Origin of the sequence: Thermacetogenium phaeum DSM 12270, from assembly GCF_000305935.1 — a bacterium.
Taxonomy (GTDB): Bacteria; Bacillota; DSM-12270; order Thermacetogeniales; family Thermacetogeniaceae; genus Thermacetogenium; species Thermacetogenium phaeum.
This window is the reverse complement of the sequence record NC_018870.1, coordinates 2,120,014-2,144,254: the sequence shown is the minus strand read 5'-3', so window position 1 is coordinate 2,144,254 and position 24,241 is coordinate 2,120,014. Positions and strand designations below refer to the sequence as shown.

Annotated in this window: 28 protein-coding genes; 24 read left to right on the top strand and 4 right to left on the bottom strand. The window is 56.7% G+C overall.

Features of this window, described 5'->3' with window-relative positions:
* The first annotated feature begins 217 nt into the window (after nt 1-217).
* The 15 genes from TPH_RS10500 to TPH_RS10430 all read left to right on the top strand — a co-directional run bounded on the left by TPH_RS10500 (nt 218) and on the right by TPH_RS10430 (nt 15,393).
* On the top strand, nt 218-463 hold the full coding sequence (locus TPH_RS10500; protein WP_015051188.1) for a hypothetical protein: 246 nt from the start codon (nt 218-220) through the stop codon (nt 461-463).
* A gap of 193 nt (nt 464-656) precedes the next feature.
* Entirely contained in the window at nt 657-1,313 is a 657-nt protein-coding gene (locus tag TPH_RS10495; protein ID WP_015051187.1) for a transposase, read from the top strand.
* Nucleotides 1,274-1,792 (top strand): RNA-guided endonuclease InsQ/TnpB family protein, encoded by a 519-nt coding sequence (locus TPH_RS10490; RefSeq protein WP_051435787.1) that lies wholly within the window; start codon nt 1,274-1,276, stop codon nt 1,790-1,792. The genes TPH_RS10495 and TPH_RS10490 overlap by 40 nt, the downstream gene beginning before the upstream one ends.
* 220 nt (nt 1,793-2,012) lie before the next feature.
* Nucleotides 2,013-3,602: a murein biosynthesis integral membrane protein MurJ gene (gene murJ, locus TPH_RS10485; protein ID WP_015051185.1), complete on the top strand. Its 1,590-nt coding sequence runs from the start codon at nt 2,013-2,015 to the stop codon at nt 3,600-3,602.
* 6 nt (nt 3,603-3,608) lie between these two features.
* On the top strand, nt 3,609-5,411 hold the full coding sequence (gene lepA, locus TPH_RS10480) for a translation elongation factor 4 (RefSeq protein WP_015051184.1): 1,803 nt from the start codon (nt 3,609-3,611) through the stop codon (nt 5,409-5,411).
* Nucleotides 5,408-6,550, top strand: coding sequence for a radical SAM family heme chaperone HemW (gene hemW, locus TPH_RS10475; protein ID WP_015051183.1), 1,143 nt, complete (start codon nt 5,408-5,410; stop codon nt 6,548-6,550). The genes lepA and hemW overlap by 4 nt, the downstream gene beginning before the upstream one ends.
* 188 nt (nt 6,551-6,738) lie before the next feature.
* On the top strand, nt 6,739-7,791 hold the full coding sequence (hrcA, locus tag TPH_RS10470) for a heat-inducible transcriptional repressor HrcA (RefSeq protein WP_158502683.1): 1,053 nt from the start codon (nt 6,739-6,741) through the stop codon (nt 7,789-7,791).
* Nucleotides 7,792-7,925: 134 nt separating this feature from the next.
* Nucleotides 7,926-8,576, top strand: coding sequence for a nucleotide exchange factor GrpE (gene grpE / locus TPH_RS10465; RefSeq protein ID WP_015051181.1), 651 nt, complete (start codon nt 7,926-7,928; stop codon nt 8,574-8,576).
* Nucleotides 8,569-10,419 (top strand): molecular chaperone DnaK, encoded by a 1,851-nt coding sequence (dnaK, locus tag TPH_RS10460; RefSeq protein WP_015051180.1) that lies wholly within the window; start codon nt 8,569-8,571, stop codon nt 10,417-10,419. The genes grpE and dnaK overlap by 8 nt, the downstream gene beginning before the upstream one ends.
* 39 nt (nt 10,420-10,458) lie before the next feature.
* Nucleotides 10,459-11,619, top strand: a complete 1,161-nt coding sequence (dnaJ, locus tag TPH_RS10455; RefSeq protein WP_015051179.1) for a molecular chaperone DnaJ — start codon at nt 10,459-10,461, stop codon at nt 11,617-11,619.
* Between the two features lie 46 nt (nt 11,620-11,665).
* Entirely contained in the window at nt 11,666-12,415 is a 750-nt protein-coding gene (locus TPH_RS10450; protein WP_081578661.1) for a 16S rRNA (uracil(1498)-N(3))-methyltransferase, read from the top strand.
* On the top strand, nt 12,408-13,766 hold the full coding sequence (gene mtaB / locus TPH_RS10445; RefSeq protein ID WP_201764448.1) for a tRNA (N(6)-L-threonylcarbamoyladenosine(37)-C(2))-methylthiotransferase MtaB: 1,359 nt from the start codon (nt 12,408-12,410) through the stop codon (nt 13,764-13,766). Before TPH_RS10450 ends, mtaB begins: the two co-directional genes overlap by 8 nt.
* Nucleotides 13,767-13,931: 165 nt before the next feature.
* Entirely contained in the window at nt 13,932-14,273 is a 342-nt protein-coding gene (locus TPH_RS10440; protein WP_015051175.1) for a histidine triad nucleotide-binding protein, read from the top strand.
* 60 nt (nt 14,274-14,333) lie between these two features.
* Entirely contained in the window at nt 14,334-15,119 is a 786-nt protein-coding gene (locus TPH_RS10435; RefSeq protein WP_015051174.1) for an endonuclease III domain-containing protein, read from the top strand.
* On the top strand, nt 15,043-15,393 hold the full coding sequence (locus TPH_RS10430) for a tautomerase family protein (protein WP_028990869.1): 351 nt from the start codon (nt 15,043-15,045) through the stop codon (nt 15,391-15,393). Before TPH_RS10435 ends, TPH_RS10430 begins: the two co-directional genes overlap by 77 nt.
* A gap of 234 nt (nt 15,394-15,627) precedes the next feature.
* Here the strand turns inward: TPH_RS10430 and TPH_RS10425 are convergent, their stop codons facing one another.
* From TPH_RS10425 to TPH_RS10415, 3 genes are read right to left on the bottom strand one after another with little or no spacing between them, the layout of a single operon-like run.
* Nucleotides 15,628-16,389 (bottom strand): energy-coupling factor transporter transmembrane component T family protein, encoded by a 762-nt coding sequence (locus TPH_RS10425; protein WP_015051172.1) that lies wholly within the window; start codon nt 16,387-16,389, stop codon nt 15,628-15,630.
* Nucleotides 16,377-17,126 (bottom strand): energy-coupling factor ABC transporter ATP-binding protein, encoded by a 750-nt coding sequence (locus tag TPH_RS10420; RefSeq protein WP_015051171.1) that lies wholly within the window; start codon nt 17,124-17,126, stop codon nt 16,377-16,379. The genes TPH_RS10425 and TPH_RS10420 overlap by 13 nt, the downstream gene beginning before the upstream one ends.
* Complete coding sequence (locus tag TPH_RS10415) at nt 17,123-17,731, bottom strand: biotin transporter BioY (RefSeq protein ID WP_015051170.1); 609 nt, start codon at nt 17,729-17,731, stop codon at nt 17,123-17,125. Before TPH_RS10415 ends, TPH_RS10420 begins: the two co-directional genes overlap by 4 nt.
* Nucleotides 17,732-18,170: 439 nt before the next feature.
* On the opposite strand from TPH_RS10415, the gene TPH_RS10410 reads away from it, so the two are divergent.
* The 4 genes from TPH_RS10410 (at nt 18,171) to TPH_RS10395 (ending at nt 20,424) form a co-directional block, all read left to right on the top strand.
* Entirely contained in the window at nt 18,171-18,533 is a 363-nt protein-coding gene (locus tag TPH_RS10410; protein ID WP_015051169.1) for an EamA family transporter, read from the top strand.
* Nucleotides 18,534-18,652: 119 nt separating this feature from the next.
* Entirely contained in the window at nt 18,653-19,381 is a 729-nt protein-coding gene (locus tag TPH_RS10405) for an AzlC family ABC transporter permease (RefSeq protein ID WP_201764447.1), read from the top strand.
* Complete coding sequence (locus tag TPH_RS10400) at nt 19,368-19,691, top strand: AzlD domain-containing protein (RefSeq protein WP_015051167.1); 324 nt, start codon at nt 19,368-19,370, stop codon at nt 19,689-19,691. Before TPH_RS10405 ends, TPH_RS10400 begins: the two co-directional genes overlap by 14 nt.
* A gap of 289 nt (nt 19,692-19,980) precedes the next feature.
* Entirely contained in the window at nt 19,981-20,424 is a 444-nt protein-coding gene (locus TPH_RS10395) for an Hsp20/alpha crystallin family protein (RefSeq protein ID WP_015051166.1), read from the top strand.
* A gap of 55 nt (nt 20,425-20,479) precedes the next feature.
* Here the strand turns inward: TPH_RS10395 and TPH_RS16225 are convergent, their stop codons facing one another.
* Nucleotides 20,480-20,605 (bottom strand): hypothetical protein, encoded by a 126-nt coding sequence (locus TPH_RS16225; protein ID WP_015051165.1) that lies wholly within the window; start codon nt 20,603-20,605, stop codon nt 20,480-20,482.
* A gap of 131 nt (nt 20,606-20,736) precedes the next feature.
* Here TPH_RS16225 and TPH_RS10390 point away from each other — a divergent pair, with 131 nt between their 5' ends.
* The 5 genes from TPH_RS10390 to TPH_RS10370 all read left to right on the top strand — a co-directional run bounded on the left by TPH_RS10390 (nt 20,737) and on the right by TPH_RS10370 (nt 24,237).
* Nucleotides 20,737-21,372, top strand: coding sequence for an RNA polymerase sigma factor (locus TPH_RS10390; RefSeq protein WP_015051164.1), 636 nt, complete (start codon nt 20,737-20,739; stop codon nt 21,370-21,372).
* Nucleotides 21,306-22,379 carry an anti-sigma factor family protein gene (locus TPH_RS10385; RefSeq protein ID WP_028990871.1) on the top strand — a complete coding sequence of 358 codons (1,074 nt, stop codon included), beginning with the start codon at nt 21,306-21,308 and terminating at the stop codon, nt 22,377-22,379. Before TPH_RS10390 ends, TPH_RS10385 begins: the two co-directional genes overlap by 67 nt.
* A 39-nt stretch (nt 22,380-22,418) precedes the next feature.
* Nucleotides 22,419-23,168 (top strand): SIMPL domain-containing protein, encoded by a 750-nt coding sequence (locus TPH_RS10380; RefSeq protein ID WP_015051162.1) that lies wholly within the window; start codon nt 22,419-22,421, stop codon nt 23,166-23,168.
* A gap of 589 nt (nt 23,169-23,757) precedes the next feature.
* Entirely contained in the window at nt 23,758-23,961 is a 204-nt protein-coding gene (locus TPH_RS10375; protein ID WP_015051161.1) for a spore coat associated protein CotJA, read from the top strand.
* 12 nt (nt 23,962-23,973) lie between these two features.
* On the top strand, nt 23,974-24,237 hold the full coding sequence (locus tag TPH_RS10370) for a spore coat protein CotJB (RefSeq protein WP_015051160.1): 264 nt from the start codon (nt 23,974-23,976) through the stop codon (nt 24,235-24,237).
* The last annotated feature ends 4 nt before the right edge of the window (nt 24,238-24,241 follow it).

Genomic DNA, 24,241 nt, shown 5'->3' with positions numbered 1-24,241 from the left:
AAAAAATGCCAGGCAGTTTTTCCAAAAACGGTCGGCCGTTCAGAACTTGTATTAATAATGCCGCCGAACTGGAACCGGAATGGGTCCACCGTCCACCTCCGTGCAAATATCCGGAACGGCCGACCGGGAGGAAGCCGGAGCTCGGCGGTGCTGTCGGCGGTTATAACCCCCCAGGAACGGAAAAAATAGTGATAAAACATTGCAGGAGGTGTAGGCATTGCAAAGACCTGGTCGCTTTCTGCTCATTGCCGTGATTCTGCTGGCGCTGGCCGGGGGGCTCTTTCTGACCGACTACAATATGCGCCGGCTGCAGGGGTCGGAAGAAGGTTGCCTGACCATTGAGGGGGAAACCCTCCGGCAGGCTGCTGTGAGGGCTTCTGCCTGCGTCGCGGAGCTGATGGACGACTGCCGCAGTTGCCTCCAAGAGGTAAAGGAAGTCTTGACCGACAACTTCAGGAAATGACCGCATTTAATCAGCTTCTACTTATCAGAAAGGTGGTTTGGGAACCGGGCTCTTGAGAGGAATGCGGGTGGATATGCGGGCAATTTACAAATTTCCTGCCAGAATGCCCCTGATTTCAATCAAGGGATGAATGGCGGCTTGGTTTATACTTCCGGTTGTGCTATAGTTTAAGCAAACCGGAGGAGAGGCCCAAATGCAGACGGTAACTCTAAGAGTCAAGCTCCTTAAGCCCAACAAAGGCAAACTGGAGAAAATGAGCCGAATGCTAGAAAGCTACAGGCAAGCATGTGCCTGGTTTCTGGAACAAGCAGAAATTCTCAATACTACCAGCCGTACCCGGTTAAACCGGGAAACCTACCAGCGAGCGCGTGACCTCTTCGACCTTAATCGGGGCACGCTCCAGTGCGCCATGCTCAAAGCGTTATCCGCCAAGCGCTCCTATCTTTCCCACAAGCGCAGGGGCAAAAAGGCCGGACCACCTAAGTTTGAGAAAACAATTCCGGTAATGGTGCGGCAGGACTGCTACTCTCTTCACCAGCTACCATCGGGAACATCGGTTATCAAGTTTCCCGTCTCCTCCGGCAGAAGCCAGATAACCATGCCTCTTGCTGTTTCCGAGTACCACGCCAGAAGGCTCCAAGACCTGGCAGGAGGTTCCTGTCGACAGGGGTCTATGGAGATATGGCAGAGGGAGAGTGGTGAATGGTACGTTTCAATATCACTGGTTTATAAAAATCACTGGTTTATAAAACATCCTATAAGGAGCCGGGCGGCATTATTGGGGTCGATTTCGGCATCGTCAAACTGGCCGTGCTGTCCAACAACATCTTCTTTGATGGCCGCCAGATAAGGTGGCGAAAAGAGCGTTGGGCAGAACGGCGGAAAGCGCTCCAGCAGGTAGGGAGACTGTCCCGTGTCAAGAAAGAAGCAGGTCGTGAACGAAGATGGATGCGGTATATCAACCACTGTATTTCCAAGCGTATTGTCGAGATCGCGAAAGCTGAAAGCAAGGCGATTGCATTGGAAAACCTGCTGGGCATCCGGGAACGGACCAAAGGATCCAAGAAGTTCAACCGGATGATGTCGGGCTGGAACTTCCGGGAGCTGGCCTCGTTCATCGAGTATAAAGCTGCGCTTCAAGGCGTGCCCGTAATCTACGTCGATCCCAAGGAGACTTCTAAGACATGCCCCAAGTGCGGGAATGTTTCCCGCTACAATCGGAAGAAGCAGGGCTGGTTCAAATGCACGAAATGCGGCTACCAGTCTGATGCGGACAGAGTTGGAGCTATAAACATAGCCGCTAGAGCGCTCGATGCTCTCGGGGCATGACCCTGCGAGAAAGGGGAGTGTGACACCCCTTAAGGCCAAGGTGATGATCCGGATCATCCGGGGAATGCTGGCTAACCTGCGGCGAAAGCTGCCATCTCGCGCTTGAGGATGCCCCTCAATTCATTGAGGGGAGGATGTCACAAAGGATACTTTTGTTGTGGGGCACAAAGTGATAATATCTACTTTGAGTGCCCCTATTTTATTGACAGAGGAGAATGAGATGTCCGAGGGTGAAAAGATTGCTCGTGCAGTGGGGATCATCACCGTTGCCATGATCCTTTCCCGGCTGCTGGGCTATGTGCGGGACGTCCTGCTCTATGCCCAGTTTGGGCAGAACAGGATCACCGACATTTATAATGCCGCCTTTTCCATACCCGACTTTATTTACATGATCCTCATCGGGGGAGCCCTCAGCTCTGCCTTTATACCCGTTTTCGGTGGTTACCTCGCACGGGGTGAAGAGGATGAGGGGTGGCGGGTGGCGAGCAGCCTGCTCAATCTGGTGGTTATGCTGATGGTGACTGCCATCTCCTTGGGAATGATTTTTACCCCGCAGCTGGTACGCCTCCTGGTTCCCGGCTTCAGCCCCGGTGAGGTTGATATGACCGTGTATCTGACCAGGATCATGTTCATTCAGACCTTTTTCATGGGCTTAAGCGGAGTGACCGTGGGGGTTTTGAACTCCTACAAGCACTTCACGTCACCGGCCCTGGGCTCGGTTTTGTACAACCTCTCGGTAGTGGTGATCGGGGGGCTTTTGGGGCCGCGCCTGGGGATCGTGGCCTTTGCCGTCGGTGTGGTCGTCGGGGCGGTTATGAACTTTGCCGTCCAGCTGCCTCCTCTCTTGCGCCTGGGGCTGCGCTTTAAGCCTCTGCTCGACCTCCGGCACCCCGGGATGAGGCAGATCGGAGCCCTGGTTTTCCCGGTTCTCATCGGGCTTTCCGTCTCTCAGTTTAATCTCTTCGTGAGCCAGAACCTGGCTTCTAACCTTCCCGGCGGGCAGCTGGCGGCCCTGCGCACCGCCCAGCGGATCATGCAGCTTCCCATAGGGATATTTGCGGTGGCTATCGGGACGGCGATATTCCCGACCCTCACCGAGCAGGCTGCCCGGCAAAACTGGCAGGATTTTCGCCGCACGATCTCCTTGGGGATCAGGTCGACCAACTTCCTGACCATCCCCTGTGTGGCGGGGCTACTGGCCATCGGCCTCCCGGCGATCAGGCTGTTCTTTCAGATGGGTAAGTTCACCCCGGAGAGCACCTTGGCCACGGCGGCGGCGCTCTTTTACTACTCCTTCGGGATCGTCGGCTATTCCGGGGCTATGGTGCTGACGCGGGTTTACTATGCCCTCCGGGATACCAGAACGCCGGTCCTGGTGGGGATCGGGACGGTGTTTCTCAATATCCTCCTCAACATCTGGCTGGTCAAGCCCATGGGACACAGCGGCCTGGCTCTGGCCTATTCTCTGGTAGGGATTGTCAACATGCTGGTGCTGCTCGCGCTTCTCCGCATCAAGCTCGGCCACCTGGACGGGAGGAGGATCATCCTGTCCGGCCTGGGATCTTGTGCCGCCTCCCTGATCATGGGAGGTGTGGCCTATGAGGTTGTCAGCCGTCTCCAGGATCTGTTGGGGATCGCTACCAAGACAGCGCAGTTGGTTGCCGTAGGGAGTGCCGTTGCTTCAGGAGTTCTGGTTTATTTTCTGCTGGCCATTCTGCTTCATTTGGATGAGTTTCAGCTGGTGTTGAACCTGGCGAAAAGGCGTCTTGGCCTCCACAGGCGCTCCGGCGCCATTCAGGGGGGAAGGTGATGAAATATGGATCAAGAGAGAATCAGGAACTTTTGTATCATCGCTCATATCGATCACGGCAAATCCACACTGGCCGACCGCTTTCTCGAATTGACCGGTACCCTCCGCTCCAGAAAGATCGTCGACCAGGTCCTCGACCAGATGGATCTGGAACGGGAGCGGGGGATCACCATTAAACTGACTCCGGTCAGGATGCGCTACCGGGCCCGCGACGGCCGGGAGTATATCCTCAATCTGATCGATACCCCCGGCCATGTGGATTTCACTTATGAAGTTTCCCGGAGCCTGGCCGCCTGTGAAGGGGCAGTCCTTGTGGTTGACGCCACCCAGGGGGTGGAAGCTCAAACCATCGCCAACACCTACCTGGCGGCGGATGCCAACCTGGAGATCATCCCGGTGATCAACAAGATCGACCTCCCGGTTGCGGAGCCGGAGAGGGTAGCGCGGGAGATCGAGGATGTGCTGGGCCTGGATGCGGAAAATATCCTCCAGGTCTCTGCCAAAGAGGGGTTGGGGGTTGAGGAGCTCCTGGAGGCTCTGGTGCTGCGCATTCCCCCGCCGCGAGGTGAGGCAGCTGCTCCTCTCCAGGCCTTGATCTTCGACTCCCACTTTGACTCCTACAAGGGGGCTATTTCCTATATCCGGGTTTTCCAGGGCCGGGTGCGGCGCGGCATGAAGATCAAGATGATGGCTACGGGCAAGGTTTACGAGGTTACAGAGGTCGGCATCTTTACGCCGGAAATGGAGGCCCTCGACGAGCTCGGCCCAGGTGAGGTGGGGTATCTGGCCGCTGGCGTCAAGGAGGTTTCGGACACCCGGGTTGGGGACACCATTACCGGTGCCGAGAGGCCAGCTCCCCAGCCCCTACCCGGCTACCGGAAGGTTCTTCCCGTGGTCTTCTGCGGGCTCTACCCCGTGGAGGCCGCCGATTTTGAAAACCTGCGGGACGCCCTGGGCAAATTGAAGCTCAATGACGCTTCCTTTCATTACGAACCGGAGACCTCTGCGGCCTTAGGGTTTGGCTTTCGCTGCGGTTTCCTGGGGCTTCTCCACATGGAAATCGTCAAGGAGAGGCTGGAGCGGGAATACGGACTGGAATTGGTTACTACCGCTCCCAACGTGGTCTACCGGGTGATCAAGCGGAACGGGGAAGTCGTCAGCGTCGACAACCCTGCCCTCTGGCCCAACGCCGGGGACATCGCCACCGTCGAGGAGCCCTACGTTCGTGCGAGCGTGATCACCCCTGCCGATTATGTGGGGGCGGTTCTCGAACTCCTGCACGACAGGAGGGGGGAGTTTCGGGAGATGAACTACCTTTCCCCGCAGCGGGTGCAGATATCCTATGAGCTCCCTTTGGCCGAGATCATCTTTGACTTCTTCGACCGCCTCAAATCAGCGACGAGGGGATATGCCTCCTTTGACTATGAGCTGGCGGGGTACCGCTCCTCAGATCTGGTAAAGCTGGATTGCCTGGTGAACAACGAGGTGGTGGATGCCCTCTCGGTCATCGTCCACCGTGACCAGGCCCAGCAGAAGGGGCGCCTGTTGGTGGAAAAACTTAAGAAACTGATTCCCAGACAGCTTTTCGATGTCCCCATCCAGGCGGCCATCGGGGGGAGGGTGATCGCCCGGGAGACGGTCAGGGCGCTGCGGAAGAACGTTCTGGAGAAGTGCTACGGCGGTGATGTTACCCGGAAGCGCAAGCTGTTGGAGAAGCAAAAGGAGGGGAAACGCCGTATGAAGCAGGTGGGTAGGGTGGAAATACCGCAGGAGGCTTTCCTGGCAGTGCTCCAGGTTGATAAGGAGTGATCGCCCTCTACCTCCATTTTCCTTTCTGCCTGCGAAAGTGCCGCTATTGTGCCTTTAACTCCTCCCCCCTTCCTGCCGGAGAGGAAGGGAAAAGCCTTGCCACCGGGTACGTCGCTGCCCTGGAGAGGGAAATCGCTCTTTATGCTCCTCTCTGCCGAGGAGAAGCCCTCGGCTCCATCTACTTGGGCGGGGGTACCCCTACCCTTCTCCCGGCGGAACTCCTGAGCCGGGTTTTGGCTGCCTGCCGCCGCCATTTTCTCTGGGCTGAGGATATCGAAATCACCGTCGAAGCCAATCCGGGAACGCTATCTCCCGAGAAGCTGAACGCCCTCAAGGAGGCGGGGGCAAACCGTCTCTCCATCGGAGCCCAATCCTTCCATCAGGATGAGCTGGAGCTCTTAGGAAGGGTGCATCAGGTTGCCGAAACTGAAGCGGCATATGATGCCGCCAGGGCTGCCGGATTCGAGAATATCAACCTCGATCTGATCTACGCCCTGCCGGGACAGACCCTCTCCCGGTGGCAGGAGAATCTGAGGCGGGCGCTCCTTCTCTCCCCGGAACACCTCTCCGTCTACGGGCTTTCCCTGGAAGAAGGAACTCCCCTGGCCCTCGATGCTGCCGCAGGGAAAATTGTGCCGTGCGGAGAAGAGGAACAGGTGGCCATGTGGAAGGAAACCGCCGCGGCTACGGCGGCTGCCGGTTACGGGCGTTACGAGATCTCCAACTATGCCCGGCCGGGTAGGGAGTGCCGCCACAACATCTGCTACTGGGAGAACAGGCCCTACCTGGGACTGGGAGCGGGGGCGCATGGTTTTTGGAAGAGGGTGCGCTATGCCAATGAAGCAGATGTTTGCAGGTACGTGGAGCTGCTGGAGCAGGGTCGATTTCCCCGGGCCCTGGAGGAACATCAGACGCCGGAGCAGGAGCGCACCGACACCGTCATCATGGGTCTGCGCCTCACCCGAGGGCTTTCCCGGAGAAAATTTGCCGAACGCTTCGGTTGTTCCTTTGAAGAGCTCTACGGAGATGAGTTAGCGGCTCTGATCGATGAGGGATTGATGGAGATGAGCGAGGAGGCCGTCTATCTGACGGAGCGGGGGCGGCTGCTGGCGAATTATGTTCTGGCCTACTTCGTCTGATGAAAAATAAAGCTGCCTGCGGTGTAAAATAGTATAAAATTGGGAGCTGTCCTTCATAAATTATAACGATGCCGCCTCGAAGCCGGGGCTCCTCCTTGGCGGACGGAATCCCGTTCCTATTGACAAAAGGGTGGCGTGGTGGTATGTTGTTGCTAGAACTTAGCACTCGAGCGATGGGAGTGCTAATTGTGAAGGCGGTGATGCCGGTGCACTTGAACGCTAGAAAACGGCAGGTGCTGGAGGCGATCGTGGAGAGCCATATTGAAACGGCGGAACCAGTGAGCTCCCGCACCATTGCCCGGAAGTACCACCTGGGAGTGAGCCCGGCAACCATCCGCAATGAAATGGCGGATCTTGAAGAAATGGGACTGATCGAACAGCCGCATACCTCTGCGGGGCGAATACCGTCTCAGCCGGGTTATCGCTATTATGTCGACGAGTTGATGAAAAAGAGACGCCTCACCCCACGGGAGGAAAGGCTTATCCGGGCTATTTTTGCCCAGAAGGCAAGGGTATGGGCCAAACTGATCCAGCGGACAATTAAAACAGTCAAGCAGATGACCGATTATCTGATAATGCTTTCAGGGCCGCAACTGGAGTATGCCGCCCTGAAAAAGGTTAAGATCATCCCTCTGCTCCCGGATAATGCCTTGGTAGTTATTGTGGCGGAAACCGGGTGGATAGAGACCAGGGTGATCGAACTGCCGTCGGAGATGGCCAGTGAAGACCTGCAGCGTATTGAAGCCGTTTTCAATACCCATTTCAGCGGGTTGACTTTCCCGGAGATTTCGCGGACCATACTGGAAAGTGTCTACGATGAGCTGCTCAGACAGCGCAAAGCGGTCGACCGTATTCTGGAGATTATTGAGGCTGTGCTGCAGGAGGAGTACGGGGATGCCCTTTACTTGGGAGGCACTCAGAACATTCTCAAGCAGCCGGAATACAGAAACCTCAACGAGCTCTACAACATCCTCAACCTCATCGAGGAAGAGGATACCTTGCGTTCGATCTTACTTGATACTGCTTCCAACCAGATAACGGTCAAAATCGGACAGGAACTCAATTGCGAAATGGCTAAGAATTACAGCGTTGTGACCTCCGTCTACACCATTGGGGGTAAAGCCGTCGGAGCTTTCGGTCTGCTGGGCCCCGTGCGCATGGATTATGCCAGGGCAATTGCCATCGTTGAATATATTACGCAGACCCTTTCCGAAGTCCTCACTGCTGAGCCCATCATCTGAGAGGCTTTTGGCGACAGGCGGCAAGGGGCAGCAGCAGGGGAGGGCTGTTAAATGGCAAGGGCTTTTCCCTGCTGACAAAATGTTTTATTTTTATTTTTGGTTCGGATACAGTGGATTGTGAGGAGGGAAAAATTTTGAAATGTAATGGAGAAGATCTGCAGGAGCGTGCTCAGCTGGAAGCCGACGACGACCGGCAGCAGGCGGAAGAGGCGGCAGTGAGCGAAGAAGACGGTGGCGGCGAAAATGGGGAACCCGCCCCGGCCGAGCAGAATGAGGTAGAAGATCTGAAAAAACAGTTGGCTGCCAAGGAGGAAGAAATAGAATCCCTTCAACAGCGGTATCTGCGTCTGGCGGCAGATTTCGAGAATTTCCGCCGGCGTACTCAGAGAGAAGCTGTGGAGATACGCCGCACTGCCAATGAGGCGCTACTGCGGGAGCTGCTCCAGGTTGTCGATAATTTTGAGCGTGCCCTGGAAGCGGCGCGCTCTCAACTGCCGGAAAACCTGGTCACCGGTGTTGAGATGATCTACAAGCAGCTGGGCAATATACTGACCCAGGAGGGGGTGCAGCCGATAGAGTCGGTTGGTAAGCCCTTCGATCCCCTTTACCAGGAAGCCTTTGAGCAGGTAGAGACAGCGGAGCTTCCCGATGGAACCGTGACCGAGGAAATTCAAAAGGGATATCTCCTGCAGGGGAAAGTGCTGCGCCCTGCCTTGGTGAAAGTGGCGAAAAAACCTGCAGCCGAAGATAAATCAGCGGAAAAGGAGGTAAGCAGCGATGAGTAAAATTATCGGAATCGATCTGGGAACCACGAACTCCTGTATGGCTATTATGGAGGGCGGGCAAGCCACCGTTATTCCCACCCCTGAAGGCGCCCGGATCACACCTTCTGTCGTGGCCTTTACCAAGGATGGAGAGCGGCTGGTAGGAGAGCTCGCCAAGAGGCAGGCGATCACCAATCCGGAGCGCACCATTCGCTCCATCAAAAGAAAAATGGGCAGCGATTACCGTGTCAATATAGATGGAAAGGAATATACACCGCAGGAAATATCGGCAATGATCCTCCAGAAGCTGAAGGCCGATGCCGAGGCCTATCTGGGGGAGAAGATCACCAAAGCGGTGATCACCGTCCCCGCCTATTTCAGCGACAGTCAGAGACAGGCCACCAAGGATGCCGGAAGAATTGCCGGTCTGGAGGTTCTGCGAATTATCAACGAGCCGACTGCTGCGGCCCTGGCCTACGGCCTTGACAAGGGTGACGACCATACCATCCTTGTCTACGATTTGGGCGGCGGCACCTTTGACGTATCCATCCTGGAGCTTGGGGATGGGGTCTTTGAGGTTAAGGCGACCAGCGGCAACAACTATCTTGGCGGTGACGACTTTGATGAGAGAATTATCAAGTACCTGATAGATGAGTTCAAAAAGAAGACGGGGTTCGATCTCTCGAAAGATAAAATGGCCATGCAGCGCCTGAAGGATGCGGCTGAGAAGGCCAAGCACGAACTTTCCGGGGTTACTCAGACCACCATCAGCCTTCCCTTTATCACGGCAACCCCGGAAGGGCCGCAGCACCTGGAGATGACGCTGACCAGGGCGAAGTTTGAGGAATTGATCTCCGATTTGGTGGAGAAGACCGTGGGGCCGATGCGGCAGGCTCTGGCCGATGCCGGCTTGGAGCCCAAGGACATCGACAAGGTGCTGCTGGTAGGAGGATCGACCCGGGTTCCCCTGGTTCAGGAGACCATCCGCCGGGTGCTCGGTAAGGAGCCGACCAAGGGGATCAACCCCGATGAGGTCGTGGCTATGGGGGCGGCCATCCAGGGCGGCGTGCTGGCCGGGGAGGTGAAGGACATCGTCCTCCTCGATGTGACGCCTCTGTCCCTGGGCATTGAGACCCTGGGGGGTGTCATGACCAAGATCATCGAGCGCAATACCACCATCCCCACATCCAAAAGCCAGATCTTTACGACGGCGGCAGACAACCAGACCAGCGTTGACATCCACGTGCTCCAGGGTGAGCGCACCATGGCCGCCGATAACAAGACCCTCGGCCGCTTCCAGCTGGTGGGGATTCCCCCGGCGCCGCGCGGGGTGCCCCAGATCGAGGTCAAGTTTGACATCGATGTGAACGGTATCGTCCATGTTTCCGCCAAGGATCTGGGAACCGGCAAGGAGCAGCAGATAACCATTACCGCAACCACCAATCTCTCCGAGCAGGAGATCGAAGAGATGGTGAAGAAGGCCGAGCAGTATGCCGAGGAAGACAGGAAGCGGCGTGAAGAGGTGGATGCCCGCAACAAGGCTGACAGCCTGATCTACCAGGCGGAAAAGACTCTTAGCGACCTGGGCGACAAGATCTCTTCAGCCGACAAGGAGAAAATCAATGGGGCCAAAGACGCCCTGAAGAAGGCTCTGGACGGGAAGGATATTGAAGAGATCAAGAGGAAGACGGAGGAGCTGACCAAGGCGGTTTATGAAGTGACCTCCAGGGTATACCAGCAGGCCGGGCCCCAAGGGGCCGGCGGAGGTGCAGGGGCTTCAGGGGCTGCCGGTGCAGGAAACCCCGGCGGTGAAGGAAAGACCGTCGATGCCGACTACAAGGTTATGGATGATGACCAGAAATAGGGGCGCGGCCTCAACCGGGTTATCCGGAAGGTGAGATAGATGGCCAGCAAAAGAGATTATTACGAGGTCCTGGGGGTGAGCCGGGATGCCTCAGAGGCTGAAATCAAGAAGGCCTACCGGAGGCTGGCCCGCAAGTACCATCCCGACATGAACCCCGACAATAAGGAAGAGGCTGCCGAGAAATTCAAGGAGATCCATGAGGCCTATGAGGTTCTGAGCGACCCTGAGAAGAGGAGGCGCTACGATCAATTCGGCCATGCCGCCTTCGACATGGGTGCCGGTGCCGGCGCCGGCACCGGCGCGGGTATGGATTTCGGCAGCTTCGGCGGTTTTGACGACCTGGGGGACATCTTCGATGCCTTTTTCGGCGGTTTTGGAAGCCCCTTCGGCAGGAGGCGGCGTAGCGGCCCGCAGCGAGGCTCCGACCTGGAGATGGACCTGCAGATCACCTTTGAGGAGGCCGCCTTTGGGACGGAGCGCGAGGTGAGGATCGACCGCTGGGAGGATTGCGAGGAGTGCGGCGGCAGCGGTGCAGCCCCCGGAACCCGTCCCATCACCTGCCCCAAGTGTGGCGGCACCGGGCAGGTGCGGGTAACACAGAGGATTGCCTTCGGGCATTTTCAGACGGTCAGCACCTGTGACCGCTGCCAGGGGCGGGGCAAGATCGTGGAGAACCCGTGCAGCGCCTGTCACGGCAGAGGAAAGGTGCGCCGGCCGCGCCGGGTGAAGGTGAAGGTGCCCGCCGGCGTTGATACCGGCTCCGCTCTTCGCCTGGCCGGAGAGGGAGAATTAGGCATTAACGGGGGGCCGCCGGGGGATCTTTTTGTGAGGATCCAGGTTCTGCCCCACAAGGTTTTCAAGCGGGAGCAGGATGATGTAGTTGTAGAGATCCCCATTTCCTTTGTCCAGGCGGCTCTCGGTGACAGCATCGAGATTCCAACCCTTGATGGGAAGATGAAATTCAAGATACCTGAGGGGACGCAACCGGGCACCGTCTTTCGCCTGAGGGGGAAGGGAATTCCCCATCTGCAGGGCTACGGAAGGGGAGACCAGGTAGTCAAGATCAAGGTGGTCGTGCCCACGAGGCTGAACGAAAAGCAGAAGGAGCTGCTGCGTAAGTTTGAAAACACCGTTCAGCCCGATCAGTATCAGTTGCGCAAGGGTTTTTTTGAAAAAATGAAGGACGCCTTTATGGGTTAAGGGAACCTTTTAGAAAGGGGCCTGTGATAACCGGCCAGGAAAGGAGATGGGGGTGCATCGGTTCTATTTGCCTTCCGTTCCCCTGGGACGGGAGTTTCCTCTTCCGCAGGAAGATTCTCGAAAAATCTGCCGTGTCTTGAGGATTGCTCCGGGCAATGAGATCCTGTTGTGGGATGCAACAGGGAGGGAATATTGTGCTCTGATCACCCGCCGGGACGGTCAGCGGGTTTTCGCCCGGGTGCTGGCGGAGCGCAATACCGACGTTGAACCGGATCTCAGGGTGGCTCTCGTTCAAGGGATCCCCAAAGGGGATAAGTTCGAGTTTATTATTCAGAAGGCGACGGAGCTGGGCGTCTGGAGGATCTACCCCGCCGTTACCGAGCGCACCGTTGTGCGCATTCCGCCGGAGAAAAGGAGGAAGCGTCTGGAGCGCTGGAGAGTCATTGCCCGGGAGGCTGCCCGGCAGTGCGGCCGGGTCTGCATTCCGGAGGTAATGGATATATCTCCTCTTGAGGAGATCTGGACGGGTATTGAGCCTGATGCATTGAAGATCCTGCTGTGGGAGAGGGAGACATGCGGCCTGAAGGAGTTCCTGCGGGGGAACTCTCCGCCGTCGCATGCTCCCGTTTATTTATTTGTAGGGCCTGAAGGGGGATTGAGCGAACAGGAGGTGGAGAGGGGGCGTACCTATGGTGCCGGCGGGGTGAGCCTGGGGCCGCGCATCCTGCGCAGCGAGACTGCAGGACTGGTGGGCTTGAGCCTTGTCCTTTACGAATGGGGTGATTTGGGTGGTTGAACAACAGGGGAAGAGGGTGGCTTTCTACACCCTCGGTTGCAAGGTCAACCAGCAGGAAACCGCCTCCCTGATGAAGCTTTTCCGGAAGCGCGGCTTTCGGGTGGTCGACTTTAAAAAGGATGCCGATGTTTACATAATTAACACCTGTGCGGTAACCCATACGGCCGCTCAGAAGTGCCGTCAGGTGATCAGGCGGGCCATCGGCCGCAGCCCGGCTGCCGTTGTGGCTGTTTTGGGCTGCTACTCGCAGGTGGCTGCCGAAGAGGTGCTTTCCATACCAGGGGTCGACCTGGTGGTGGGGACGAGCGGGCGCTCCCGGCTGGTGGAACTGGTGAGCGAAGCCATGGAGAAGAAACGGAGCGGAGAGTGGCCGGCGAAGGGGATTAATGCCGTTGAGGCCCTGGATGGTAGCCTGGACTTTGAACAGCTTCCCCTACCCGACGATCCCCGGCGCACGCGGGCTTTTCTCAAGATCGAGGACGGTTGCGACCAGTTCTGCACCTACTGTACCGTACCCTACGCCCGGGGCGGCGTCAGGAGCCTGCACCCGGACCTCGTCCAGGAGAGGTTGAGCGAGCTCGTCTGCGCCGGTTACCGGGAGGTGGTCTTGACCGGTGTGCACACGTCTGCCTACGGGAAGGACCTGGGGGGAGGGGTCAATCTCCCCCGTCTGCTGAGGGAGCTGGTAGAGCTGCCCGGAAACTTCCGGATCCGCTTGAGTTCCGTGGAGCCGGCAGAGGTGACGGAAGAGCTCCTGGAGTTGCTGGCTACCTCCCCGCGCCTCTGCCGCCATCTGCACATCCCCCTGCAGTCCGGTGATGACGAGATCCTGTGCAGGATGAACAGGCCTTACACGGCAGAGGAGTACCGGAAGCTGTTTCACCTGGCCAGAGAGATGATCCCCGGCATCGCCATCACTACTGATGTCCTGGTCGGTTTCCCTGGGGAGGAAGAGCGGCACTTTCAGAACACCTTCAATCTGATCGCTACCCTTCCCTTTCGTGACCTGCACGTTTTTAAGTATTCCCCCAGGCCGGGCACCCCGGCTGCGGCGATGCCCGAGCAGGTAGCCCCTCCCGTCAAAGACCGGCGGAGCAGCTGCCTGCGCCGGCTGGCGGACGAACTGGCAGCTTCTTTTGCGCGCCGGTTCGTGGGGGAAACCATGACGGTTTTGGTGGAGCGCAGGTCCCGGAAGAGGCAGGGCTGGTGGGAGGGGCTGACCGATAACTACCTGCGGGTCTTCTTTCCGGCTTCCCAAAGAAAGAGCGGAGTGCGGGGTGAATTCGTGCCGGTGCGCATTCTGGAGGTCGGTCCGCGGGATGAGCTGCAGGGGGAAGCCGTGGAGAACTGATGGTTCGGAGGGGAGCGCCGAGGCCGGCAACCGTTGGGTCTTGGGGCAACTGTATGCCAAAGAGAAGAATCTGTGTTATAATGCTGTAAATACTGGAAATGCGGCTCTTAACTTGAGTGCAGCCAATTTGCCTTAAAAATTAACCTTGGAAGGGAGGCGGGATGAATGTCCGACTGCATCTTTTGCAAGATCGGGAGGCATGAGCTTGCTTCCGACATCGTCTACGAAGACGGGGAATTGGTGGCCTTTAAGGATATCAACCCGGTGGCGCCGGTGCATGTGCTGTTGATTCCGAAAAAGCATGTCAGTTCCCTGCTCGATGAGGGAGCCGAAGAAGGGATGCTCGGGCGCGCCCTGGCCTTGGTGCCCCGCATCGCCCGACAGCTGGGACTGGCGGAAAAAGGCTTCCGGTTGGTTGTCAACACCGGGAAGGAAGGCGGGCAGACTGTCGGCCACCTGCACTTCCACATCCTGGGCGGACGGGATATGCTATGGCCGCCCGGTTGATCGAAGTTAACATAAAACCAGAGGTCATGCCGGACTCTGCCCTGGACGGTGCTGCCGGTCATGGATGGTGATGTGCGCGTACAGCTGATGGAGATCTACGAAAGGCTTTACGATCACTTCGGGCCACGGCACTGGTGGCCTGCCGACACCCCTTTTGAGGTCATCGTGGGCGCAATTCTCACCCAAAACGTCTCCTGGCGGAGCGCCGCAGCGGCCATTGCTAATATCAAAGAGGCAGGGCTTCTCTCTCCGGAGGGATTGCTTTCCTGCTCTCAGGAAGAACTGGCCGCTCTGGTGCGTCCGGCCCGCTATCACAACCAGAAGGCCAAGAAGCTGCAGTCTTTTTGCCGGGTTGTGGTAGAGGAGTTCGGGGGTGAACTGGAAGATTTCCTGGCTCTGGAGATGAAGGAGCTGCGCAAAAGGCTCCTCGCCGTCTACGGGATCGGCCCCGAGACAGCGGATGCCATCATCCTTTATGCAGCCGAAAAGCCGATCTTCGTGATCGATGCCTATACGGGGCGGATTTTTTCGAGGCTGGGGTTTTTTTCGGAGAAGGCCGGTTACGAGGAAATGCAGCGCTTCTTTATGACCCACCTGCCGCCCGATGTGCGCCTTTATAATGAATACCACGCTCTGATCGATGCCTTAGGCCACTATACCTGTTGCAAGAGCCAGCCCCGCTGTGGGGAGTGCCCCCTGGAATACCGCTGCAAAGCTTGTCAGGCAAAGCAGGTATTGGAACGAAAACAAATTGAAGAGAGGGAGAGAAATGCCGCTGGTAAAGGTAGGAGTGGTTTCGGGAAAAACACAGGAGTACAGGAAAGCCGTTCTGCAAGGGATCCGTGAGGCTCTCAAGGAGGCCGTGGGCGTCCCGGACGGAGCCATCGAGCAGGTGCTCTACGAGGTGGAGGGGGATTTCTCCTCCAGGGAACCGGAGAGCGGTGTTGTCATCGAGATCACCCTCTTTGAAGGAAGGAGTCGGGAGATCAAGAGTGAGCTCTACCGGACTATTGCCCGCAACCTGGCGCAAAGCCCGGGGATTGCCGCAAGGGATCTCGTCATCGCATTGTACGAAATCCCCCGGGAGAACTGGGGAACGGGGGGCAGGCCCGCGGAGTAGAGAGGATATGAGCCGGGGCTGCTTCCCGGGCGCATCATCCCGATTGTGAGCGGGCTCACTTGAGGCCCGCCTTTTTATTGTGACCGCCGTGCCTTGTCACCGGCCTGCGGCCTTTTGTGGTTCCCCCGGGTATCAGCTATTAAACCCGGCCGTTCCTTGCGGTTGACATAATGAAAGCGGTTAGCATGAATGTGAGCACCCGGTTGTTTTCTCCCGAACGGGATGATTCCTCCATCAGCGGATAAAGAACACCAGGGAGAAGACCAGCAGGGTAGCGGCCAGCAGCAGCCGGTCGCCGGGAGCTGCTGCGAAGACGGCTCGGGTGCGCTCTTCCGAGTAGCAGCGGGCTTCCATGGCCAGCGCCAGTTCTTCGGCGCGCCTGATGGTTTGAACTAAGAGCGGATAAGCGGTGAACAGGATCCGCCGGAGGGGACTTTTGTTTCTGGCAATGCAGCGGGCCTGCTGGGCTGCTGCGATCTCGGCGGCCGCGTCGAAAAGGAGCGGGATGAGGAGAAAAGTGAGGTTGATCATCGTCGCCACCCTGGATGCGGGGATGAAGGGGATGGGACGGAGGAACCATTCGACGGCGTTTGTCAGTGAGGAGATGGGCGTGGTTCCGGTGAGGAGGACGCAGAGGGTGACGAACAAGACGAGCCTCCAGGAAAACAGCAGCCCCGAGGTCAGCCCCTCTACAGTCGCTCCGGGCACCGGGCAGCGGGGAAGAGGGGTGCCCGGGATGCTGAAGGAGTGAACCACCACGACAAGGGCGATCAGGAAGGAAAAGTATTTCAACTCCTTGAAGATGGCTGCAAGGGGTAATTGCGCCACCAGAAGGGCGCTCAGCAGTGTTGCCGTTAAAAGGGTATAATCACGCCAGGTAGAGGCAAAGCCGGTCGCCAGGCTCAACAGGATCAGGCAGAGAAGCTTAATCCGCCCGTCCATGCGGTGCAGCGGAGTGTTTTTATGCAGGTAATGAAAGACTGTTAACTCAGCCACGTCATCGATTCAACCCCTCTGTTTTTGCCGTAGGGCCTTTTGATCCCGTATCGTTCCACTTGGCTGATTATTTCACAGGGCCTGCCGTCCTGGACGATTTGGCCCTTCTCCAAGATGATCAGCCTGTCTGCGTGCGCCAGAACCTTTTCCAGGTCGTGGGTTACCACTATCATTGTGTGGCCCTCCCGATGGAGTTTGAGGATCTGGTTGAGCACCTGAACGACTCCCGGATAGTCCAGCCCTGCGAACGGTTCGTCAAAAACGATGATCCTGGGCTTCATGGCCAGCACCCCGGCTATGGTGAGCCTCCTCTTCTGCCCTCCCGACAGCAAGTGCGGCCTTTGCTCGGCGAGATGGCTTAACCCGACAGCTTCCAGAGATTCCTTTACCCGCTTTTTGACCTCCTCCGGTGCCAGCCTCAGGTTTTCAGGGCCGAAGGCCACATCCCCGGCAACGGTCTGTCCGACTATCTGGCTATCGGCATCCTGAAAGATCAACCCGATCAGTTTTCTTGCCCGGGTTAAGTCTTTGGTGATCGGTTTCCCTTCCAGGAGCACTTCTCCCCTGCTGGGCAGAAGGAGCCCGTTGAAGTGCCGGACGAGGACGGTTTTCCCAGAACCGTTGGCGCCAGCGATGACGACGAACTCTCCCTTCCTCACTGCCAGGTTGACATCCTTAATGGCGACGGTGCCGTCGGGAAAGACGTGCGTTAAATTCCGCGCTTCCAGAATGATCATTTCTCTCCTCCCACTTCCGGCTGCCTAAAGGTAAAGTCGGACTGCCTGAACCAGGGGCGGAGAACCCGGGTGATAACCACTGCCGCCGTTATTTTGATGGCGGCGCCGGGCAGGAAAGGGAGCAACCCTGCCGTCAAGGCCGTTTTCCACGTCAGGTTGAGAACCGCTTTCAGCCAGGGCACCCCAAAGAGATAGAGTACGAGATTGCCGGCAAGTAATGCCGCCAGATCTTTGCCCGGTGAGCTTTTGCCTTTCCCGGATATCCACCCGATAATGGCGGCACAAACCGGAAAGCCGAACAGGAATCCCCCTGTTGGCCCGAACAGTACGGCCAGTCCCGCCTGGCCGCCGGCAAATACGGGGAGCCCCAGTGCTCCCAGAAAGATAAACAGGGCGATGCTGGCGAGCCCCCAGGAGGGCCCTAAAAGAAGGCCGGCCAGCATCACGAAGAAGTCCGATAACACTATGGGCACGGGGCTGAAGGGAAGGGGAAAGCTGAGATATCCTCCGACGATAACCAGGGCGGTAAACAGGGACGCCAATACCGTCATCCGGAGGCTCACTGGCTGATGATCCCGGTTCACTTGTGGTTTCTTTCTTCTCATGGGGCTTCTCTCCTCTCAAGGTTCTGCGGCCGGTGGCGGCGCCGGCTGCTGTTTTTGAAATCCGGTTGAGGCAATTTCTCGAACCGGTTTTATTTTAGGCAGCTTTGCCCTAATTGTCAACATATAAAATAAATAAAAGTTAACAATAGAGAATGCATTCCTTCGCCTAAACACGCTCAATTGGTTGCTTCCAGGTTAACCGGTCTTGTTAGTGGAGCTCTGGTGGCCGGGGTGCCCTTCTTTTGCTGCTGTGTTCCCCCGACAAAAAACGCTCTTCTCTTTTTCTTCGGAAAGGAGGATTTTGCTGGAAACAGGGGAAACTATTATGAGATTGCGGTTTTAGGCATCTTGGGGAAGGCAGCTGCTGACGCTTCGTTGGAAGGCACTTGTTGAGAACATATCCGTGATTATCCGTGATTACTTATGGAGGGGAAATAAGGTGAGCAGTTTTTTGCTGGTTCTTTTTTCGGTTTTTATGGCTGCTACCGGTCAGGTGGTTCTGAAGCTCGGTGCAAGCAGGCTGGGTTCCCTCTTTCTTTCCCGGCAGGAGATTTTCCATGATATAATAAGGGTCGTAACGACACCTCAGATTCTCTTAAGCTTTCTTTTTTACGCGGCGGGGTTCTTCACCTGGGTGAAAGCCTTGACGAAGGAAGACTTAAGTTATGTCTATCCGATGGCCAGCTTGAGTTATGTATTTATGCTGCTGTACTCCCATTTTCTTCTAAAAGAGCCGATCACTGCCGGGAAGTTTATCGGCGTTCTTCTCATCATCGCCGGCGTTGTTTTCATCAACAGGTAGGAAGGGCTTTTTAACAGGTGCCTGGCAGGCGGTGTTGCCAAGAGGGAACAGGGTGCCGGCCGCTGAAGATGGAAAGAAATGCCCTTTTGCAAGGAAATCTTTAATCGGGGTTCGCCTTGATGCCAAGGCGGCCTTGCAGTTTTGAGGAGAGGATTATGGACAAACTGGAGCTCAAGCAAGGTATTAGAGATGCAATTCCCATTGTGCTGGGCTACCTGCCGCTGGGGTTTGCCTTTGGAGTGCTGGCCAAGGATGTGGGGATGACTGTGGCCCAGGCCACCATGATGTCGGTCCTCTGTTTCACCGGGGCCGGGCAGTACATCGCCATAGGGATCATGAAGGCCGGGGGAGCTGTTATCACCATTATCCTGGCGAATATCCTGGTGAATTTAAGGTACCTGCTCTTTTCTGCCTCCATGGTTCCGTACCTGAAGGACAGGGTGCCGCCGTTCATTGCCAGCCTGCTCTCCTACGGCCTGACCGATGAAACCTATGCGGTGGGGATGAGCCGCTACCGGAAGCAGGCGGCTACTTCCTCGTATATGGCGGGGCTGAACCTGACCGCCCACCTGGGATGGATAGTGAGCACCCTTTTAGGCGCCCTGCTGGGTGGCTTGATCGACAACACCGAGCGGCTGGGGGTGGGGTTTGCCCTGCCCGCCATGTATACCTGTTTGCTCGTCTTGATGGTGAGGCGCAAGTCCGATCTGATCGTGGCGGCGGCGGCTGCCGCCGTTTGTCTTGCCGCCGGTCAGCTGGTACCCGCCATGATGACCAATCTTTCCAACCTGATCTTGGCCACCATCGCCGGGGCAACCCTGGGGGTGATCATTAATGGGCGATGCTAGCATCTGGATGATGATTATCGGGGTATCTATTGTCAGCCTCTCACCCCGGATCCTGCCGGTAGCTCTCTTTTCCCGCTTTGAGTTTCCCGCTCTCGTTAAGGAGTGGCTCTCCTTTGTGGCTCCGGCAGTATTGGGCGCCCTGACGGCAGTGAGCGTCCTCGCACCTCAAGGGGAGATTGATGTCAGCGCTCAGAACATCTATATCTGGGCGTTCGTACCGACTCTGGCAGTGGCCGTGAAGACGAAAAGCCTCTTTTACACATTGATGGTGGGAATTGTGGCCATGGCGGTGTTTTATAACTTCTTCTAAAGGGCTTTTTCAACGGGGCGCGGTCAATGAAGGTCGGGCAAGATTCCCCGGCGGTGTCCGGGAATTGTGCTTTCAGTGTTGATCTAAAAAGCTGCGGCAGGTTGGGGGAGGCGGTCCGGCGGAGAGGATTATCACCCTGACCCCGCCGATGGGGCCGTGAGCGGCAGGGGAATATTAAAACAGCTGGCACGGATCTCAGAAAATACCACCGGCCTTAACTGATGAAATCCCTCCGAAGGGGACAGAATTGGAAATGAGAACATTATTTAAAGGCAAAGGAGATGATCACATGGTTTTGATGCGGCGCGACTACTGGCGAGAGCTGAATCCCTTGCGTGAGACCATCAACAACATTTTTGACGAACTTGTGAGCAGGCGCCTTCCCATCTTTCAGGGATGGGGGGAATGGAAACCGTCCATCGACCTCATCGACAAAGGGGTGCAATACGTAATCAGAGCCGATCTCCCCGGTTATTCTCCTGAGAATATGAGGATCCAGGTGCAGGAAAACAGCGTCATCATCGGAGGAGAAGTTCAGGAGGAGAAGGATTTGAAAGACGGCGAGTTTCAGGTGAAAGAGCGCAGCTTCGGTTCCTTTTCCCGCACCATCCCACTCCCCACCCAGATCAAGCCGGAAGAGGCACGGGCGACTTTTAAGAACGGGGTGCTGGAGATTATACTTCCCAAAGTAGAAGTTCCTAAAGGACGCATTCTGGAAATCGAGACCGACTGATTGTTAGCGGCTGTTCGGCGGGGGGAACCCCGCTTTTTTTATTCTCACCGGCATTTTACCTCTCAGGAAGGATTTCCATTCCCAGGCAGAGAATTCCTTTATCAGTGGCCTGGATACCGCTTTCCAACCTCACCTGTCGCAGGCGCTTGAGCAGCAAACCGATTGCATCTTCAGCCGGCATGGATATTCCTCCGACTTAAGCTCAATGCGGAACTGAGAAGTTGAGTTCTTTTCGTGGAGAAGGTTTGTAAGTTTTTCTGGGGGAGTGAGTATCTAATATAGAGCCACTTTCTAAAAGAGGCGAAACAGTTGATGGAGAACCCTACCGACCAGGACCTGGTTCGGCAGACGCTGTCCGGCGATGTGCGGTCCTTTGAAAAGATCGTGAAGCGCTACCAGTACACGGTTTTCGGGATCGCCTTCCGGTTGCTGAAAAATAAGGAGGAGGCCGAGGACATAACTCAGGAAACCTTTCTCCGTTGCTACCAAAACCTGGATAAATATGACCAGGGGAGGCCGTTCGCGCCCTGGATCCGCAGAATAGCCAGCAATCTGGCCGTAAGCAGGCTCCGCCAGCAGCGCCTGCGGCAGCTGCTGCCGTGGGATTACGTTTCTCGAACTCTCTCTCGTCACCAGGGTTGTTACTCGGATCCGGAAAGAGCCCTGGAAAACGCGGATGATCGACAGGAGATGGCCGGTTACCTCAAAAAGCTAAAACCGCTCGACCAGCTGGTAGTCATCCTGCGCTATTATGAAGACCTGGACTATGAGGAGATAGCCTATATCTTGAATACAACGCGCAACAACGTTGAGGTGCGCCTCAGCCGCGCCCGGCGGAAGCTGCGCCGGTTAATCGCAGAAAGCCAGGGGGAGGTGAAGCAATGCTCACCTGCAAAGAAACAGAAAAACTCCTCGATCTCTACCTCGACGGAGAGCTGGATGCGCTGAGATGGAACAGCTGTCGAGAGCACCTGCGCCGGTGCCCCCAATGCAGCAGGCTGCTGGAGCTAAAAAGAAGAGAGGTGGAGATGATCCGTTCGGGTTTTCCGGTGCCGGAGATGAGCCCGGATTTCTGCAAGCGGGTGATGGCCGGCCTTTCTGCCGGTGGAGAGCAGAGAAGCTTTTTTTCGCCTCTCCTGAATTTTTTGCGGAGACCCTGGCTCGCCCCGGCGCTGGCCTGCTTGATCCTCTTGGTCATCGCTTGCGGGTCCTCCCTCTCCGGTTTCTTGACACCTGATTACGGGAGCCTCTCCGGTAAAGAGAAGACGGCAGGCGACAGGGAGACGGGAGGAATCACGAACTCTGGCAAGCCACGCCTGTATGACAAAGCGGATGCCGGAACTCCGGCCGGGCCATCCTCTACTGAAGACGTCGATGACGTGTCCACCTTCCCCTTATCCTCCCTTGAGGATGAAGAAGAACCGGCTGCAACGAAAATGGTCGAAAGATCCCCTCTTCCCCGGCCTGAAAGGCTGCTAGCCGCCGCCGAGGACCATGGGAACTCCCACGCTCACAGGTTGCTGGAGGCTGTCCAGAGAGAGAGGTTCACCGAAATTCAAGGCACAACACCGGCCTTTATGCCTGTTTACCTCCCCGCCGGTTTCCTCCTGGAAAGTATCGCTTCGCGGAATTCACCCCCGGCAGATGCCGAAGAGCAAGAGGGCAGCGTTCGGGAACCCGTCCTCGTCATCTTCTCCAACCCGCAGACAGGGGAAAGGATCTGTCTGGAGATCGCTCCGGGGAGTCCCTTCGCAGGAACGGAAGGCCTGTCTTCTTCTGCCTGGGAGGATGTCGAAGGCAGGGATGGGGCAGATGGGGGTCAAATAACGGACAAGAGAAAATTTGCCCTGACGATTACGCGGTATGCCGAGAAAGAAGGGCGTCATTATACATTGAGAATCAGCGGGGATGTACCCCCGGAAGAGCTGAAAAAGGTTGCCGACTCGCTGCAGTAATGCAGCATAAATTAAAAATTTTCCGAAGGAGTGAATGGTATGAAATTCTATAAGTTCGGGCTCGTCATAGTGTTGGCCTGCCTGCTGGTGGTGGGGAGCTTCCTGGGATCTGCGCTGATAGGGGAGCCTATCGGCAAGGCGGAAGCGGAGGTGCAGCAGGCGCAGATCACGGTCAGCGGAAGCGGGGTCATCAGCGTTGCACCGGACCAGGCAAAACTGAGCCTCGGAGTCCTGACAATAGCCCCCAACGCAAAAAAAGCGCAGCAGGATAACGCCAGGATTGCCAACAACGTAATCAACGCGCTCATCAAAGCCGGTGTCCCTAGAGACAAGATCGAAACCCTGGACTACTCCATCTGGCCGGAATACAGCTATCCCAAACCGGAAGAAAGCAAACCGCCGGTAATCAGCGCTTATCGTGTCAGCAACACCATTCTGGTTACCGTTGACGATCTCGCCAAGATCGGAAGTATCATCGATGCCGCCGTTACGGCCGGCGCCAATCAAGTTCAGAGCATCCAATTCCTGAGGAAAGATACCGGCCCCACACAGCGGGAAGCGCTGCAGAAGGCCTGCGAGGAGGCGCGCCTGAAAGCCGAAGCCATTGCCACAGCCCTGGGAGTGGAGATCACCGGGATAGCTTCGGTGCAGGAGGACAGCACCATCAGCTATCCGCCGGTTTACCGTTCAATGGCGGAGGGACTGGCTTCGGGGGCCGTCCCAACTCCCGTTCAGCCGGGAGAACTCCAGATCAACGCCAGCGTCAAGGTGGTTTTCCGCATTCAGTAACAGGCCAAACGCTGCGATTGGCAGAAGCAGTTTGCAACTTGTTACGCAGCATCCCAGAGCTGTCCCGAAGCGAGCCGTCGTCCTGTCCGGCCTGGAATCGGGAGTCGAGCGGTAGACCGGCAGGGTATGCGATCTATTTTCATGACAGACCACCATGCCGCCAGCGGCGGCACCAACAGAGGAACGAAAAAAGGGTTTATCCTTGACGGCGCAGCGACCTGACGGAGGTTGATACTCGCCCTTGACGAAGGAGCAGCAAACGGCAGCCGAATCGAGACAGGATGTCGAGATAGGCGACTCTGCGCCAGGGAAGGCGCATAGGAGCCGGTCGGCTGCTTATCTATCGACGAGTCTTAGGGCGAGTTAAACCGGAGTCCGGGAGCAAGCGTAAGGATGAACACATATTTTCAGGGTAGGGTAGGTTCGTGAAAAAGGGCCCCTGGTTTCGCCAGCTGGCGAAACCAGGGGCCCTCTCTTCTGGCGGTGCCGCCGTTTCTGTAGTGAGAACAGTCTCGCTCCAATCGACATATTATATGGTAAGTCTGGGCTAAACTGGTTAATTGGTTAATACAAAGGGGGTATGCGACCGATGACCGACGACATTAAAGGCGCCAACGAAAGCGCCGAAGCCCTCGGTTACTATCCGGGCGATCAGCGCCTGCAGCTGGCGACAGCCTACGTACCGCCGCAGGTGCTCCGGGAGATGTTTACCCTTCCGGAGGCCCTGCGCAAGGGAACACTGTTCCCCGAACTCTACCGTCCCTATCCTCATCACTACGATTATGTAGAATGAGAGGTGTTCATAATGGATTACCATCGCGCAAAAATACTGCGGGAAATCCAGGAACTGGAATTTGCCCTGGTAGAATTAAACCTCTACCTGGACACCCACCCCGCCGATAATAAGGCTTTGATGACCTTCAACAACCTGGCAGAACGACTTGCTGCAGCAAGAAAGGCTTATGAAGCCCGCTACGGGCCGCTGGTCAACTTCGGCTTCTCCGACCATCCCCCTCATATGGCCTGGAAATGGATGGAAGAACCCTGGCCATGGGAAATTGAGTATTAGGGGG